This is a genomic window from Stenotrophomonas maltophilia (genome assembly GCF_047782825.1).
In the GTDB taxonomy this organism is placed as follows: domain Bacteria; phylum Pseudomonadota; class Gammaproteobacteria; order Xanthomonadales; family Xanthomonadaceae; genus Stenotrophomonas.
On the sequence record NZ_CP180589.1, the window covers coordinates 2217488 to 2230300 of the forward strand.

A 12813-nucleotide genomic window follows, 5' to 3' on the forward strand; every position below is an offset into this window, starting at 1 on the left:
CGGCGGGACTTCCACAGAGCCGGCAACCCATCACAGGGAACCGCATGCGCAACCAGCTCGACATTTTCAAAGACGACCCGGTCCGCATGGCCAAGGCCAATCGCGAAGCAGCAGACCACGCGCTGCACGACAGGCAGTTCACCGAAAGCGAGCGCCAGGAGCGCGCCGCCTACTACACCCGCGAGGCAGAGCGCTGGGAATTCAGCGCCGCCCTCGGCGGCCAGCAGATCAACGGCGCAAAGGAGCCGCGAGCATGAGCAACGAGAACAAGGCCACCGGTCACGACTTGGACACCAGCGAGGGCGCACGCGCCTACATCGCCGAGTTCTTCGCCAACCAGGTGCGCCGCCACGACTTCCGTGCGTACATCACCACGCGCCTCGCCGCCGACTTCGCCTGCGCACTGGCTCAATACTTGGCCGCCCAGCCCTCTCCGACCGATACCGGAATTCCGACATCGCCGTCCCCGGCCGATCAGGGGTATGCGCTGGATCTGGACCGCGTGCTGTCGCTGGCCGACGTGCACGCCGAGGAAAGCCGGGAAGATGGAACGCGCCTGCTGGATCGCGGCGGCCTGCTGGCATTCGCTCAGGACGTAGCTGCCGCCCTCGCCGCCCGCCAGCCGGTGGGTGAGAACCCTGCATGGCGCGATGAACTGGTGCGCGAGGCACACAACCGTGGACTGGCCGATGGGCTGAATGCAGACCGGCAGTCGGCGGGGCAGGAGCCGGTGGTTATCAGCAAGCAGGCGCGCGAATGCTTGCAGGAAATCATCGACAACTGCTGGCGTGATGAAGATCAGGTAGTTGCGAGCGAAATTGGCCGGCTGATGCGTGGACCGCTCTACGCCGCCCCGCCCGCGCAGGTCGTGGATGATGACTGGCATCTGCGTGGCTACGCCTATGCCAGTAAGCAGGCAACGACCTGTGCTGGCTGCGGTGAGCACAAGCACACACCGCTGCGTATCGATGCCATGGGTGGCTACGTATGCCTGACCTGCATCGACAAGAAGCTGTCAACGCTGCTCGGTGAGTTCGGCTATGAGTCCGCGCAGGCCGTGGACCTGGGGCAGTTCCGGGAGTGCGTGGAGCTGATGGAGTGGCAGGAGCGCGGGCACGCCAACCCCGACTTCCCGACCGGCGATCCCAAGAAGCACGCAGAGGCGCTGCACCTCCTGGCCCTGATCGACAGCCAGGCGGTGGGCCGTGAGTCGAATAACGAGCCCAATCGGCTCACGGACCGAGCCGAATCTATTCCGGTGATGCTCAAAGGCATCGGCAAGATCAACGGCGATGGCTGGAAGGACACCACCACTATCGGCGAGGTCGTGTTCGTGTGGCCCACCGAGCGGCAGAAGCCGTATGCACCTGGCCAGTACGACCGCGTGGGCAATAAATGCGGCTGGACCGCCAGCACGAGCCAGTACGACTTCCAGCCGGCCACGCACGCCGAGGTGAGGGAGTTCGTTGAAGCCATGGCCACAGAGTCGTGGGAGCGCGCCGCCGAGCTGGACCGGCTGAACCCGGATCGCGCCGTTGCCTGTGGTCAGGCCTCCATCATCACCAAGGATTCCACCAATGGCTGACGGCTCCCGCTCGTTCAACTTCCCCGCGCCGCAGCGCTCCCGCCTGCGCCCGGGCGAAATCGTGGTGGACCTGTTCGCCGGCGGCGGCGGCGCTAGCGAGGGGCTCAAGCAGGCCCTGGGCATTGATCCGGCCCTGGCCTACAACCACGACGAGCTGGCCATCGGCATGCATGCCGCGAACCACCCGCTCACGCAACATCACCGCGAGGATATCTGGCACGCCGACCCGCGCGTGGACGTGGCCGGCCGCCCCATCGGCTGGTTCCACGCCTCCCCGGACTGCACGCATTTCAGCCAGGCTAAGGGTGGCCAGCCGCGCAGCCGCAAGACTCGCGCCCTGTCGTGGGTGGTGTTGAAGTGGGTTGGCCAGCTGCTGCGCGCTGACCGCCTGCACGGCACCAACACTGCGCCGCGCATCATCTCCATGGAGAACGTCTGGCAGATCCTCACCTGGGGTCCGCTGGTGGCCAAGCGCTGCAAGGCCACCGGCCGCGTCATCAAGATGGACGGCACCGTTGCAGCGCGCGGCGAGCGCGTACCGGTCGAGAACCAGCAGCTGGTTCCGGACAAGCGCCACAGCGGCCGCACCTGGCAGCAGTTCGTGGCCGCGCTGCGGGCTCTGGGCTACGCGGTGGAATGGCGCAAGCTGGTGGCCAGCGACTACGGCGCCGGCACCAGCCGCGAACGCCTGTTCCTGCTCGGCCGGCGCGATGGTGAGGCCATCGTGTGGCCAGAGGCCAGCCACGGCTCCGCGCCCGGCCAGGCGCCTCGCGTCACCGCCGCCGACTGCCTGGACTTCTCCATCCCCTGCCCGTCCATCTTCACCCGTGCCCGGCCGCTGGCCGACGCCACCATGCGCCGCATCGCCAAGGGCGTCATGCGACACGTCATCAAGTCGGCCGATCCGTTCATCGTGCCGGTGACACACCAGGGCGGCGACCGGGTCCACGACGTGCGTGATCCCATGCGCACCATCACCGCCGCCAACCGCGGCGAGCTGATGCTGGCTGCGCGGGAGCTGGCACCGTTCCTCACCGAGCACGCCAATGCCAGCCGCCAGCGGACGATGGCGGCCGACGAGCCGCTGCCCACGGTCTGCGCCGGGGTGAAGGGTGGCCACTTCTCCGTGGTAGCGCCGACGCTGGTGCAGACCGGCTACGGGGAGCGCGAGGGACAGGCTCCGCGTGCGCTCGACCTGCAGCAGCCGCTGGGCACGGTGGTTGCCGGAGGCGTGAAGCACGCTGTGGCCGCAGCCCACCTGGTCAAGTTCCGGGGAGACAGCATCGGTACGCCGGCCACCGAGCCTGTGCCGACCATCACCTCTGGTGCTGGTGCAGCGCGCCCGGCCGGCGCCGCGCACGCTCTTGGTGTAGCGGCTGCCTCCTTGGTCACCCTGCGACGGAACATGGTCGGCGCCGACGTACGTACGCCGCTCACCACCGTAGCCGCCCAAGCCGAGCATCACGCCGTCTCCAGCGCCTTCATGGTTCAGGCGGCACATGGCGAAGGAAAACCTGGCGGCGTCCAACGCTGGGGCAACGGCAGCAAGGATGCGCGCACTCCCGTTGGCACGGTCACCGCCAGCGGCAATGGCGGGCACGCCATGGCCGAAGCCGAACTGGCCCAGCTTTCGCCCGAGCAGGAGGCTGGCGCCCTGCGCGTCGCGGCCTTCCTGGTGAAGTACTACGGCACTGGCGCCAACGTACCCACGCTCCGAGACCCGGTGGACACCGTCACCACCCGTGATCGCTTGGCGCTGGTCACCGTCCATATCCAGGGCACGCCCTACGTCATCGTGGATATCGGCCTGCGCATGCTCAAGCCGCACGAGCTGTACCGCGCCCAAGGATTCCCGGCTGGCTACATCATCGATCGCACTGCCGACGGAACGCCGCTCAGCACCAGCGCCGCCGTGCGCATGGTGGGCAACAGCGTCAGCCCGCCGCCGCTGCGCGCCTTGGCCGAAGCCAATCTGGACCGCGTGCCCACCAGCATGGCGGCCGCCGCATGACCGGCTTCAACCAGGCCAAGCACACCGCGCGCGTGTTGCTCTCGGAATGCCGCGCACGCCGGCACGGCCACGGCTTCTGGTTCGTCTTCAACGCCGCACAGCGCGCGCGCATGCGCGCCGCTGCACCTGCACCTCTGCCGGCGCCGCCGGCCATGTCGGCCCGCCCGGTTCAACAGGATCTGTTCGTATGACCGCTGCAAGCTTGCCCACCACCCCGGCGGCCGCCGCTGACGCCAGTCAGGCATCCTCGCCCGTCGCCGCTGTCATCACCACCATGCGCAGGCTTGGCGCCGCGGGCGCGCCGATCTCGGCCGACCAGGTCCGCGAATGGGGAGACACCTTGCTGCAGGAGCTGTACTCCCAGCCGCCCGTGCGCTGGGAGTATAGGAACCAGGGCGATTCCGGCCCAGGCTGCTGGGTGAGCGCTACCCCTGAGCACGTATTCCACGCCAACAAGCGCGGATGGATCGTGCGCGCTCTGTGGGAGAACCCTCGCGCGCCGAAGCCCGAACGCGACCACACGTTCAAGGCTGGCACCTGCACCAAGTGCGGCGATCCCCAGGACTGGGCCGGCCCCGACTGCCAGCCGCCAGCCAAGGCCGCGGCCCCCCGCGCCACGCTCCCGTTCGACCCTCGGTGGCTGCTGGAGCCGCTGCGGTGGCTGCGAGACGCAGGACCTGGCGTGTTGAACCGCTATGCACGGGAACACCGCGCCAGACAGGCCACGTTCCTGATCGAGAAGTTGGAAGCCCAATACCCGGAGTGCAAGAAGCCATGACCCAGAAGCAGATCAGCCACCCCGAAGGCCTGCCGAACTGCGCCGCCGGGCACCGCGCGCGCCACATCCATGACGAGCGCCGCCCCAGCGCCGGCGGCGGCCACCTGATCGAGTGCGCATGCCGGGCGACCAGGAAGTGCGAGAACCCCGAGACGGCTCTGGCCGAGTGGCGCCGGATCAACCGCCCGGCCCGCAGCGCCCGGGCGGCGCCCGCTCCGGAAGTCGCCGACAACGTGGTTCAGTTCAAGCTCGGCCTGGCCGAGCCTGCCGCCAAGCGCGTACGCGCCGCCGCCCAAGGAGGCCGCCAATGATCGGAGAGGTTCTACAGTTCCGTGACCTGCAGGAGCTGTGCCGGCCGGGGAAGCGCCCCCGGCTGGCCACCGTGGAGCGCTGGGCCAAGCAACGCAACATCCGGATCCAGTACGACGGCCAGGGCGGCATCTGGACCACCACGGCTGCCCTCAATGAGGCCCTGGGCCTCACCGCATCGGCTTTCGAGAACGAGAGCTACCCCGCTTCGCTGATCTGAAAGGACGCACAGCAGCACCATGGCTAGACCACGCAAGGCCGCACCCAATTTGCCCTCGCACATCGACCACACGCTGCTGCCGGTCGGGATCTACTGGGATCCCACCGGCCGGGGCCGATGGTACGTGCGTAACCCGCATGAGGAAGGCCACGGCTACCGGAAGAAGACGGTAGCCGGCCCCAGCGCGCGCCTTTCCGATCTCCACGCGATCGTGGAGGCCCGCCAGGGCAACGCCCAGCGCGGAACGGTGGCCTACGTCATCGACCGGCATGCCGAAAGCCTGGCGTTCGCGCAGCTGAAACCATCTACACAGGTGGGGTACAAGGACTACGCCAAGGCCATCAAGGCATACCCGCTCAAGAACGGCACCTCCTTCGGCGACGCCGTTGTAGACCGACTGACGCCGGGGTTCATCCGGCGCCTTATCGACGTGATCGCGCAGGGGCGGCCCGGCCACAAGCCCGGCGATCCAGCCATTCCTGGATACCCAACCAAAGCGAACCACTGGCTGCGCTACCTGCGCCGTGTGTTCGGCTGGGCTCGCGAACACGATCACGTCGCCACGAACCCGGCAACCGGCATCAAGCAGGTGAAGGAGAAGGGCGATCACCGGATGCCGGCCGTGGACGTGTTTCGCCGGGTTCAAGCCTACGCCAAGGAGTGCAGCGCGCGCGGGCCAAGGGCGAAGGGCGCAGTGCCGGCTTACCTGTGGGCGGGCATGGAACTGGCGTACCAGGCACGTCTGCGCGGCATCGAAGTTCTGACGCTGACCGACGCTCACGTGGATGGCGAGGTGCTGCGCACGAACCGGCGCAAGGGCAGCCGCGACAACCTGGTGCGCAAGGGTGCCGAAACCGAGGAAGCCATCGCCATGCTACGGGCGCGGCGGGCTGCAATATGGGAGAAGAACGGGGGTGTGATTCCGATTCGGACCGAGGACCGCTATCTCTTCGTCAGCGAGGACGGGGAGCGGTTGACCGAGGACGGTTGGCAGACTGCCTGGGGGCGCATGATGCGCAATGCCGTGAAGGATGGAATTTTGAGCCAAGACGACCGGTTCGGCCTGCATAGCTTGAAACACCGCGGCGTGACCGATACCAAGGGGGACAAGAAGGCTGCCAGCGGCCATAAGACAGACGCGATGATGCATGTCTATGACCATTCCCTACCCACGGTTGACGAAGCTTCTGCCAATTGAGCGCAGGAGATTCAACGTAAAAAAAGGCGGCCTGTGGCCGCCTTTTTTATCGCCCGCGCTCGCGGTGCTTCAAATCAGCGCCGCGTTCGCGGGCAGACTTTGTTTTTGCGAGAAGACCTCGCCAACCAATCTTCGAGCCATGTTAGACACTCGCGAGTCGCTTCCTGCAACCTTTACGCCCACTTCCATCGCCGGCAACCGGAACGCCTGGGTAATCTGCTCCATCGAATAGAGCCTTGCCTCGGCTGCAGCGCCGGCACCCTTACGAACCGCTTTTTTCGCGGACATTGTCAACACCTCTTAGGTAGTTTTGTTGGAACAACAGGTTCAGCTCAGATGGGAAGTAGTGCTTGCGCTTTACCCACACCAAACCATCACCTTTGGAAATCACGCACACATCAATTGGACCGCCAACCGTCTCTAGGGTTCCGGTCACACGGCGTTTGAACGCAGTCAGGTTCACAAGAGACTCAGCCATTGCGGCAAGCTCGTCCTTGGGAAGGGCTCGAACCATGTTCACAACTGGGTTGACGTGCTCGTCAATACGGTGCCGATCAATCGCTTGGATCAACCCGGCTTGCGTATTGTGGCAGAGTTGCCTCAAGGCCGCCTTCACATCCTCATCGGCCCCGAGAACGGTGCCGAGCTCTTCCGGCAGGGCGTGGAACACATCCTGAAGGCTTTGTTCCACGAAAGTCCGGAGCAGCGGATTCATGCCCTCCATGAACGTAGCGACCATGTCCTCCTGCGCGTACGCAATGATCGAGGCCTGCATGTCCACGGTATCAACGGCTTGGGTCCGGGCTTCATCCACCATGTATCTGGCGAATCCTGGAACAGCGCCATCAAAGCTCAGGGTACGAATGGCTGGAAAGACCTGCTCTTCTCCGTAGCCGGCAATCACAATTCCTGACGACGCTCCAGGGAAGAACTTGCGCTTGAAGAGCCCCAGACAGATCTCTTCGATTGTTGCCGCAAATTCATCATAGAAGTCCCCGAAGAAGTGCTTGCCCCCATTCTCCGCATGCTCCTTGATCTTGGGCGAAACACGGCGAAGGACCTTTGTTGGGACGTTGAAGGCTTCGGCACCGTCCACCATTGACTTCATCTTCGCGAAATGAGCCGCGAAAATTTCGCGGATCCGATCTCGCTCGATTCCCTTCCCTTCCAGCTCACGGTCGACCTGCTCCATACCTTCGATGTACAGGTAGTTCAGGACAGAGTTGATTCGCTCTTGGAGCCACACTGTCTCGCCAGCGTCATCGAAGAAATGCTTACTGGACTCGATGTACTTGACGAAGTCGGTAGCGTAATCATCCAACTTGGCGAAAGTTTGGTCCCCAAGGGTCTTTCGGTACTCCTTGATGACAATTTCCCACGGTACGCGCGAAAGCGCTGCATTCCCGTAGACCATGATCGCCACGGGCGCCACTTTTGATAGCGCGAACAACTTCACCGCAGAGTTGTAGATCTTCTGCGACCCCACAGTGACTGCACTGTCGGCGGCCAGAGCCACACCGGAACAGTTCAGAACCGCAACTTCAGACGTCATAGCTTCCCCTGTAGAGCATCCTGCTCAGGTTCGCTTTATACACAAAATGTGAAAACGACGCAGTAGGGCGGGACCCGACACCCAGGCAGATGGCGCCAGCACTTTCAGCCTACGGTTCAGCGCCAGCATTTCCGGAACGATTTCCGGAAGATCGCTTATGCCTTCGCAACCTTAGCGCTAAGCCATTGATTTCAATGGCGCGCCCGACAGGAATCGAACCTGTAACCGCCGGCTTAGAAGGCCGGTGCTCTATCCAGTTGAGCTACGGGCGCCCGAACCGGAACGGCGTCCAATCCGACGTAATGGGATTGGTCGGGGTAGAGGGATTCGAACCCCCGACATCCTGCTCCCAAAGCAGGCGCGCTACCAGACTGCGCTATACCCCGGTGATGCTTCCCGCAGGCCACAGGCCCGGCGAGCTGACCATTGTGGCCAAGCGTGGCGCAGCCTGTCAACGCGACCGCCCTGGCCACCCGCCGCCGCCACACCACCGTACGCAGCCATCGGCTATGCTCGCTGCCATCGGCCGGATGGCCGTATCGACCCCTTTTCGCACGGAGACCTCGCATGCGCAGCGGCAACCCGGCTCTTTCCGAGTCGACCTTCCTCGATCTGGCCAGCGGCTCGGTGGTGACCCACCCCGACCAGGCGATGTCCCTCAACGGCACCGTCAACAAGACCGGCATCCTGCTGGTACTGACCGTGCTGACCGCCGCCTTTGCCTGGAACCAGTCCATCGACGACTACGGCCAGGTCATGGCCGGCGCCAAGCTGTACGCCATGGGCGGCGCGATCGGCGGCCTGGTGCTGGCGCTCATCACCATCTTCAAGAAGGAGTGGTCGCCGGTCACCGCGCCGATGTACGCGCTGGTGGAAGGCCTGTTCCTGGGCGCGATCTCGGCCGTGTTCAACATGAAGTTCCCCGGCATCGTGTTCCAGGCGGTGCTGCTGACCTTCGGCACCCTGTTCGCCCTGCTGTTCGCCTACCGCAGCGGCCTGATCAAGGCCACCGAGAACTTCAAGCTGGGCGTGGTCGCCGCCACCGGCGGCATCGCCCTGCTCTACCTGGCCTCGTTCGTGCTGGGCTTCTTCAACATCAACGTGCCGGTGATCCATGACGCCAGCTGGCTGGGCATCGCCTTCAGCCTGTTCGTGGTGGTGGTGGCCGCACTGAACCTGGTGCTGGATTTCGACTTCATCGAAACCGGCGTGGCCCAGCGCGCGCCGAAGTACATGGAGTGGTATGGCGCTTTCGGCCTGATGGTGACCCTGGTCTGGCTGTACGTGGAGTTCCTGCGTCTGCTGTCGAAGATCCAGCAGCGCTGAGTCCAATTTGGCCGTAAACGACAAGCCGCGATCCGCAAGGGTCGCGGCTTTTCTGTGGGCTGCACCCGTCCGGCTGGCGGATAATCGGGGCAACCTCCAGTCGAGCAAGCTCGACTTCACAGAGCAAGATCCCCATGCCCCACACCTTCCACAGCTACCGCCCGGCTGACGGCCATCGCCTGCCGCACGATCCGTTCAACGCAATCATCGGCCCGCGCCCGATCGGCTGGATTTCCAGCTGCGACGCCGCAGGTGCACTCAACCTGGCGCCGTACAGTTTCTTCAACGCCTTCAACTACACCCCGCCGATCATCGGCTTCTCCAGCCAGGGCCGCAAAGACTCGCTGCACAACATCGAGGCCACCGGCGAGTTCGTCTGGAACCTGGCCACGTTCGCGCTGGCCGAAGCCATGAACGAGAGTTGCCGCGCGGTTCCAGCGGACGTCGACGAGTTCGCGCTGGCGGCGCTGACGCCGCTGGCATCCACGCAGGTCAGGCCGCCCCGTGTCGCACAAAGCCCGGTGAGCATGGAATGCCGCTGCACCCAGATCGTGCGCCTGCGCGATGCCGCCGGCCAGGACACCAACGGCTGGCTGGTGCTGGGTGAGGTGGTCACCGTGCATATCGATGAGCGGCTGCTGGTAGATGGCATCTACGACACTGCCGCCGCCGACCCGATCCTGCGCGGTGGCGGCCCCGCCGATTACTTCCGGGTCAGCGCAGAGCAGCGCTTCCGCATGTTCCGGCCGGCCTGAGCCTCAGCCTGCCACCGGGCGCGACAGCAGCACCGGCAGCGCCGAGCACAGCAGGGCGATGCCGGACGCGGTCAGCAGACCCAGCACGATCTGCCGGAAGCGCGCCTCGCTGATGCCGATGTACAGGCGCGCGCCCAGCAGCGTCGGCACCAGCATGGCCGGGGCCACGATGGCGAAATACGGCAGCATCTGCCGGGAGATCATGCCGTTGCCGACATAGGTGGCCATGGTCACCGCCAGCATGGCCAGGTTGAAGTTCTGGATGACCGCACGCTGCTCGTCCTTGGCGAAGCCGCGCAGCGTGCTCCACAGCGTCGGCACCGGCCCGGCAAAGCCACCGATGCCACTGAGCACCCCGCCGGCCATGCCGGCCACGGCGTCGCCGATGCGGCCGCCACGGGTGATCGGCGGCAGGTGGCGCACGGCCAGCATCACCGGGCACCACACCGCCAGGAAGGCCCCCAGCAGCGCCTTGAACCAGGCCATGTCCAGCTGCGGCACGACCAGCACCCCCAGCGGAATGCCCACCAGGCCGCCCAGCACGAAGGGCAGCAGCAGACGCAGGTTGAATCCACGGCGCACGGTGAACACCGCCAGCAGCTGACCGGTCAGCGCACCGAAAACGGACAGCGCCGCGGCCAGTTTCGGGTCCAGCCCCCAGGCCCAGAACGACATGGCGACCATGCCGAATGCGAATCCGGACAGGCCCTGCACGAAGCCGGCGACGATCGCACCGACTGCCACCAGCAGATAAACCGGATCCATCACGCTCCTCGTCGCCGTGGCGTGGCTAGCCTGCCCCGCCCGTCCACCCAGCGTAGTGCGTGGCCAGGTGATCGACCAGCGCGCGCACTTTCGGCGCCAGTGCACGCGCATGCGGATACAGCGCGAAGTAACGGCGCTGGCCGGCGTTCCAGGCCGGCAGCACGCGGATCAGGCGACCGCTGCGCAGGTCCTCCTGCACGGTCAACGCAGTGAACAGACTGATGCCCATGCCCGCCATCACCGCCGCATGCAGCGCGGGCGTGGCATCCACGCGCAGGCGCTGGCCGGCCTCGATGCTGGCGGTGGCGCCGCGCGGCCCCTGCAGCTGCCACGGCGCACCGGCCCCGGTCGGGCTGAAGCCCAGCAACGTGTGCTGCTGCAGGTCGGTAGCCTGTCGCGGCAGGCCGTGCCGGGCCAGGTACGCAGGGGCGGCTACGAGGATGCGCGGGCAGCTGGCCAGCTCGCGCGCCACCAGCTGGCTGTCCGGCAGGGACGGCGCGATGCGCAGCGCCAGATCGAAGCCACCACCGACGACATCGACCAGCTGGTCGTCGGCTGACAGGTCCAGCGAGACCTGAGGGTAGCGGGCGAGGAAACCGGGCAACCAGTGCGGCAGCTCCTGGCTGGCCACCACCTGCGGCACGCTGATGCGCAGGCGCCCGCTGGGCTCGGCCTGGCCGGCGCGTGCGCGGTCATCGGCAGCCTCCAGGCGATCCAGCAGGGCCACGGCCTCGCGGTAGTAATCGCGCCCGGCCTCGGTCAGCGACAGGCGCCGGCTGTTGCGGTCGAGCAGGCGCACCTGCAGGTGTTCTTCCAGTTGCCGCAGCTGCCGCGACATCGCCGAGTGAGTGGTGCCCAGGCGCTCGGCGGCGGCGGTGAAACTGCCCGCTTCGACGATGGCGCGCAGCGCGCGCAGGGCGGCGAAGTGATCCATCGAAGGCAGCTCCCGGAAGCGGAGCCCGCGATCTGCGGGCCCCGCCAGCTTATCAAGCGCCGTCGCCGGCCTTGCGTACCGGCAGCGCCAGCATCGCCTCGGTGCTGATCACTTCACCGAAGGCATCTTCGATCTGCGCCAGCGAGGCTTCGTGCAGCGCGCGGTGACCGATGCGCTGGCCGCCGGCCAGGTCCAGGTCGCGGCTGGCGGTGGCATCACCGGCCACGATCACGCGGTAGCCGCGCGGTGCTGCAGCTGCATCGCGGGCAGCACCGACCACGCAGGCATGGGTCTGCAGGCCGGTGACCAGCAGGGTGTCGATGCCAGCGTCCTTCAGCACCTTGTCGAGGACCGCCGCGGAGGCCCCAGCAAACACGCTGACGTTGTCCTTCTGCACCACCGTCTCGCCCTGGCGCGGCTGCAAGTCACGATGGAACGCGGCATTGACGCTGCCCTGCGCGAACAGCGGCGCGCCGGCCGGCAGCACGTGCTGCACGTGGATCACCCGGATGCCATGGGCGTCGGCGAACTGCACCACACGCTTGGCCCGCTGCAATGCGGCCACGCCATCGGGAATGACCATGCGGCCACCGGCGAAGCCCGGCGCGGCGCTGGCGTCGAAGTATTCGTTCTGGAAATCGATGACCAGCACGGCGGTCTTCGCGGCATCCAGCGCGGTGACCGACGGCGCACCGGCGATGTGGCGGATGGTGGGATGGGCCGGCTCGGCAGCAGCAACCGGTGCGGCGGTGGCCATGCCGATCAGGCTGGCCAAGCCGAAGGCGGAAAGCTTCATGGGGCGATTCCTGTGCGGTGGGAAGTGGACACAGGATGCGGAGCGGATGGCGCACGAACCAGCCGTGCAACAACACATGATCTGTGCGGTCTGCGCACAGATGGCTCTTGTAGAGTCGAGCCATGCTCGACGGTTCCCGCGTAGTCGAGCATGGCTCGACTCTACTGGGCCAGCTTGACCCCGTTGAGCCGCACGATCATCGCGTGCTCGCGCCCGAGCACCACTTCGGCGGTATTGCTTCCCGCGCGCACGGCATGTGCGAGGCCCGCCGGATACTTCACCGGCACGCCGGCCAGCGTCTGCACATGCTGGGCCGGAGGGGATCTGCTTCTGACAACGAACGCCGCGCAGCTGCCTTCGAGCAGATACACCGGCAACCCCGCCGGAAACTCGATCAGCTGCAGGACGCTCGCCTCGCTCCCGCGCAGGCTGCGGAGAGGCACCCCATGCCTGCGCAGGTGGCGCAGCGCACGCTGGGCACGGGACCACGGCCAGTAGAAGGTGGCGTAGATCGCCACGCCGATGGCATAGACGGCAACGGCCGCCACGACCCACACGGCCGCCTCAGGCATCTGGAAACACCC

At 66.2% G+C, this 12813-nt stretch carries 16 protein-coding genes and 2 tRNA genes; 10 read left to right on the forward strand and 8 right to left on the reverse strand.

Features of this window, described 5'->3' with window-relative positions; translation table 11 throughout:
• The first annotated feature begins 44 nt into the window (after positions 1-44).
• The 8 genes from ACM2ZB_RS10500 to xerC are packed head-to-tail and all read left to right on the forward strand — an operon-like array spanning position 45 to position 6101.
• Complete coding sequence (locus tag ACM2ZB_RS10500; protein ID WP_108753477.1) at positions 45-257, forward strand: hypothetical protein; 213 nt, start codon at positions 45-47, stop codon at positions 255-257.
• A complete protein-coding gene (locus ACM2ZB_RS10505) occupies positions 254-1585 on the forward strand; it encodes a hypothetical protein (protein WP_416058440.1) in 1332 nt (443 codons plus the stop codon). The genes ACM2ZB_RS10500 and ACM2ZB_RS10505 overlap by 4 nt, the downstream gene beginning before the upstream one ends.
• On the forward strand, positions 1578-3596 hold the full coding sequence (locus ACM2ZB_RS10510) for a DNA cytosine methyltransferase (protein WP_416058441.1): 2019 nt from the start codon (positions 1578-1580) through the stop codon (positions 3594-3596). Before ACM2ZB_RS10505 ends, ACM2ZB_RS10510 begins: the two co-directional genes overlap by 8 nt.
• Positions 3593-3787, forward strand: coding sequence for a hypothetical protein (locus ACM2ZB_RS10515; protein ID WP_416058442.1), 195 nt, complete (start codon positions 3593-3595; stop codon positions 3785-3787). Before ACM2ZB_RS10510 ends, ACM2ZB_RS10515 begins: the two co-directional genes overlap by 4 nt.
• Positions 3784-4374 carry a hypothetical protein gene (locus tag ACM2ZB_RS10520; RefSeq protein WP_416058443.1) on the forward strand — a complete coding sequence of 197 codons (591 nt, stop codon included), beginning with the start codon at positions 3784-3786 and terminating at the stop codon, positions 4372-4374. The genes ACM2ZB_RS10515 and ACM2ZB_RS10520 overlap by 4 nt, the downstream gene beginning before the upstream one ends.
• Entirely contained in the window at positions 4371-4685 is a 315-nt protein-coding gene (locus ACM2ZB_RS10525) for a hypothetical protein (RefSeq protein WP_416058444.1), read from the forward strand. The genes ACM2ZB_RS10520 and ACM2ZB_RS10525 overlap by 4 nt, the downstream gene beginning before the upstream one ends.
• Complete coding sequence (locus ACM2ZB_RS10530) at positions 4682-4903, forward strand: hypothetical protein (protein WP_416058445.1); 222 nt, start codon at positions 4682-4684, stop codon at positions 4901-4903. The genes ACM2ZB_RS10525 and ACM2ZB_RS10530 overlap by 4 nt, the downstream gene beginning before the upstream one ends.
• Before the next feature lie 19 nt (positions 4904-4922).
• Positions 4923-6101 carry a site-specific integrase gene (xerC, locus tag ACM2ZB_RS10535; RefSeq protein WP_416058446.1) on the forward strand — a complete coding sequence of 393 codons (1179 nt, stop codon included), beginning with the start codon at positions 4923-4925 and terminating at the stop codon, positions 6099-6101.
• A 69-nt stretch (positions 6102-6170) separates the two neighbouring features.
• Here the strand turns inward: xerC and ACM2ZB_RS10540 are convergent, their stop codons facing one another.
• The 4 genes from ACM2ZB_RS10540 to ACM2ZB_RS10555 form a co-directional block, all read right to left on the reverse strand.
• Positions 6171-6389, reverse strand: coding sequence for a hypothetical protein (locus ACM2ZB_RS10540; protein ID WP_416058447.1), 219 nt, complete (start codon positions 6387-6389; stop codon positions 6171-6173).
• Entirely contained in the window at positions 6364-7653 is a 1290-nt protein-coding gene (locus tag ACM2ZB_RS10545) for a hypothetical protein (RefSeq protein WP_416058448.1), read from the reverse strand. Before ACM2ZB_RS10545 ends, ACM2ZB_RS10540 begins: the two co-directional genes overlap by 26 nt.
• 195 nt (positions 7654-7848) lie before the next feature.
• A tRNA-Arg gene (locus tag ACM2ZB_RS10550) sits at positions 7849-7925 on the reverse strand.
• A 37-nt stretch (positions 7926-7962) separates the two neighbouring features.
• Positions 7963-8039: transfer RNA gene (locus ACM2ZB_RS10555), tRNA-Pro, on the reverse strand.
• Between the two features lie 181 nt (positions 8040-8220).
• Between ACM2ZB_RS10555 and ACM2ZB_RS10560 the strand changes: the two genes are divergently transcribed.
• Positions 8221-8979: a Bax inhibitor-1/YccA family membrane protein gene (locus ACM2ZB_RS10560; protein WP_416058449.1), complete on the forward strand. Its 759-nt coding sequence runs from the start codon at positions 8221-8223 to the stop codon at positions 8977-8979.
• 134 nt (positions 8980-9113) lie between these two features.
• A complete protein-coding gene (locus tag ACM2ZB_RS10565; RefSeq protein WP_416058450.1) occupies positions 9114-9734 on the forward strand; it encodes a flavin reductase family protein in 621 nt (206 codons plus the stop codon).
• Positions 9735-9737: 3 nt separating this feature from the next.
• Here the strand turns inward: ACM2ZB_RS10565 and ACM2ZB_RS10570 are convergent, their stop codons facing one another.
• The 4 genes from ACM2ZB_RS10570 to ACM2ZB_RS10585 form a co-directional block, all read right to left on the reverse strand.
• Positions 9738-10499, reverse strand: a complete 762-nt coding sequence (locus ACM2ZB_RS10570) for a sulfite exporter TauE/SafE family protein (protein WP_416058451.1) — start codon at positions 10497-10499, stop codon at positions 9738-9740.
• A 25-nt stretch (positions 10500-10524) separates the two neighbouring features.
• A complete protein-coding gene (locus ACM2ZB_RS10575) occupies positions 10525-11433 on the reverse strand; it encodes a LysR family transcriptional regulator (protein ID WP_313206732.1) in 909 nt (302 codons plus the stop codon).
• Positions 11434-11485: 52 nt separating this feature from the next.
• On the reverse strand, positions 11486-12229 hold the full coding sequence (locus ACM2ZB_RS10580) for a cysteine hydrolase family protein (RefSeq protein WP_416058452.1): 744 nt from the start codon (positions 12227-12229) through the stop codon (positions 11486-11488).
• Between the two features lie 161 nt (positions 12230-12390).
• Entirely contained in the window at positions 12391-12801 is a 411-nt protein-coding gene (locus ACM2ZB_RS10585; RefSeq protein ID WP_416058453.1) for a hypothetical protein, read from the reverse strand.
• Positions 12802-12813: the final 12 nt, after the last annotated feature.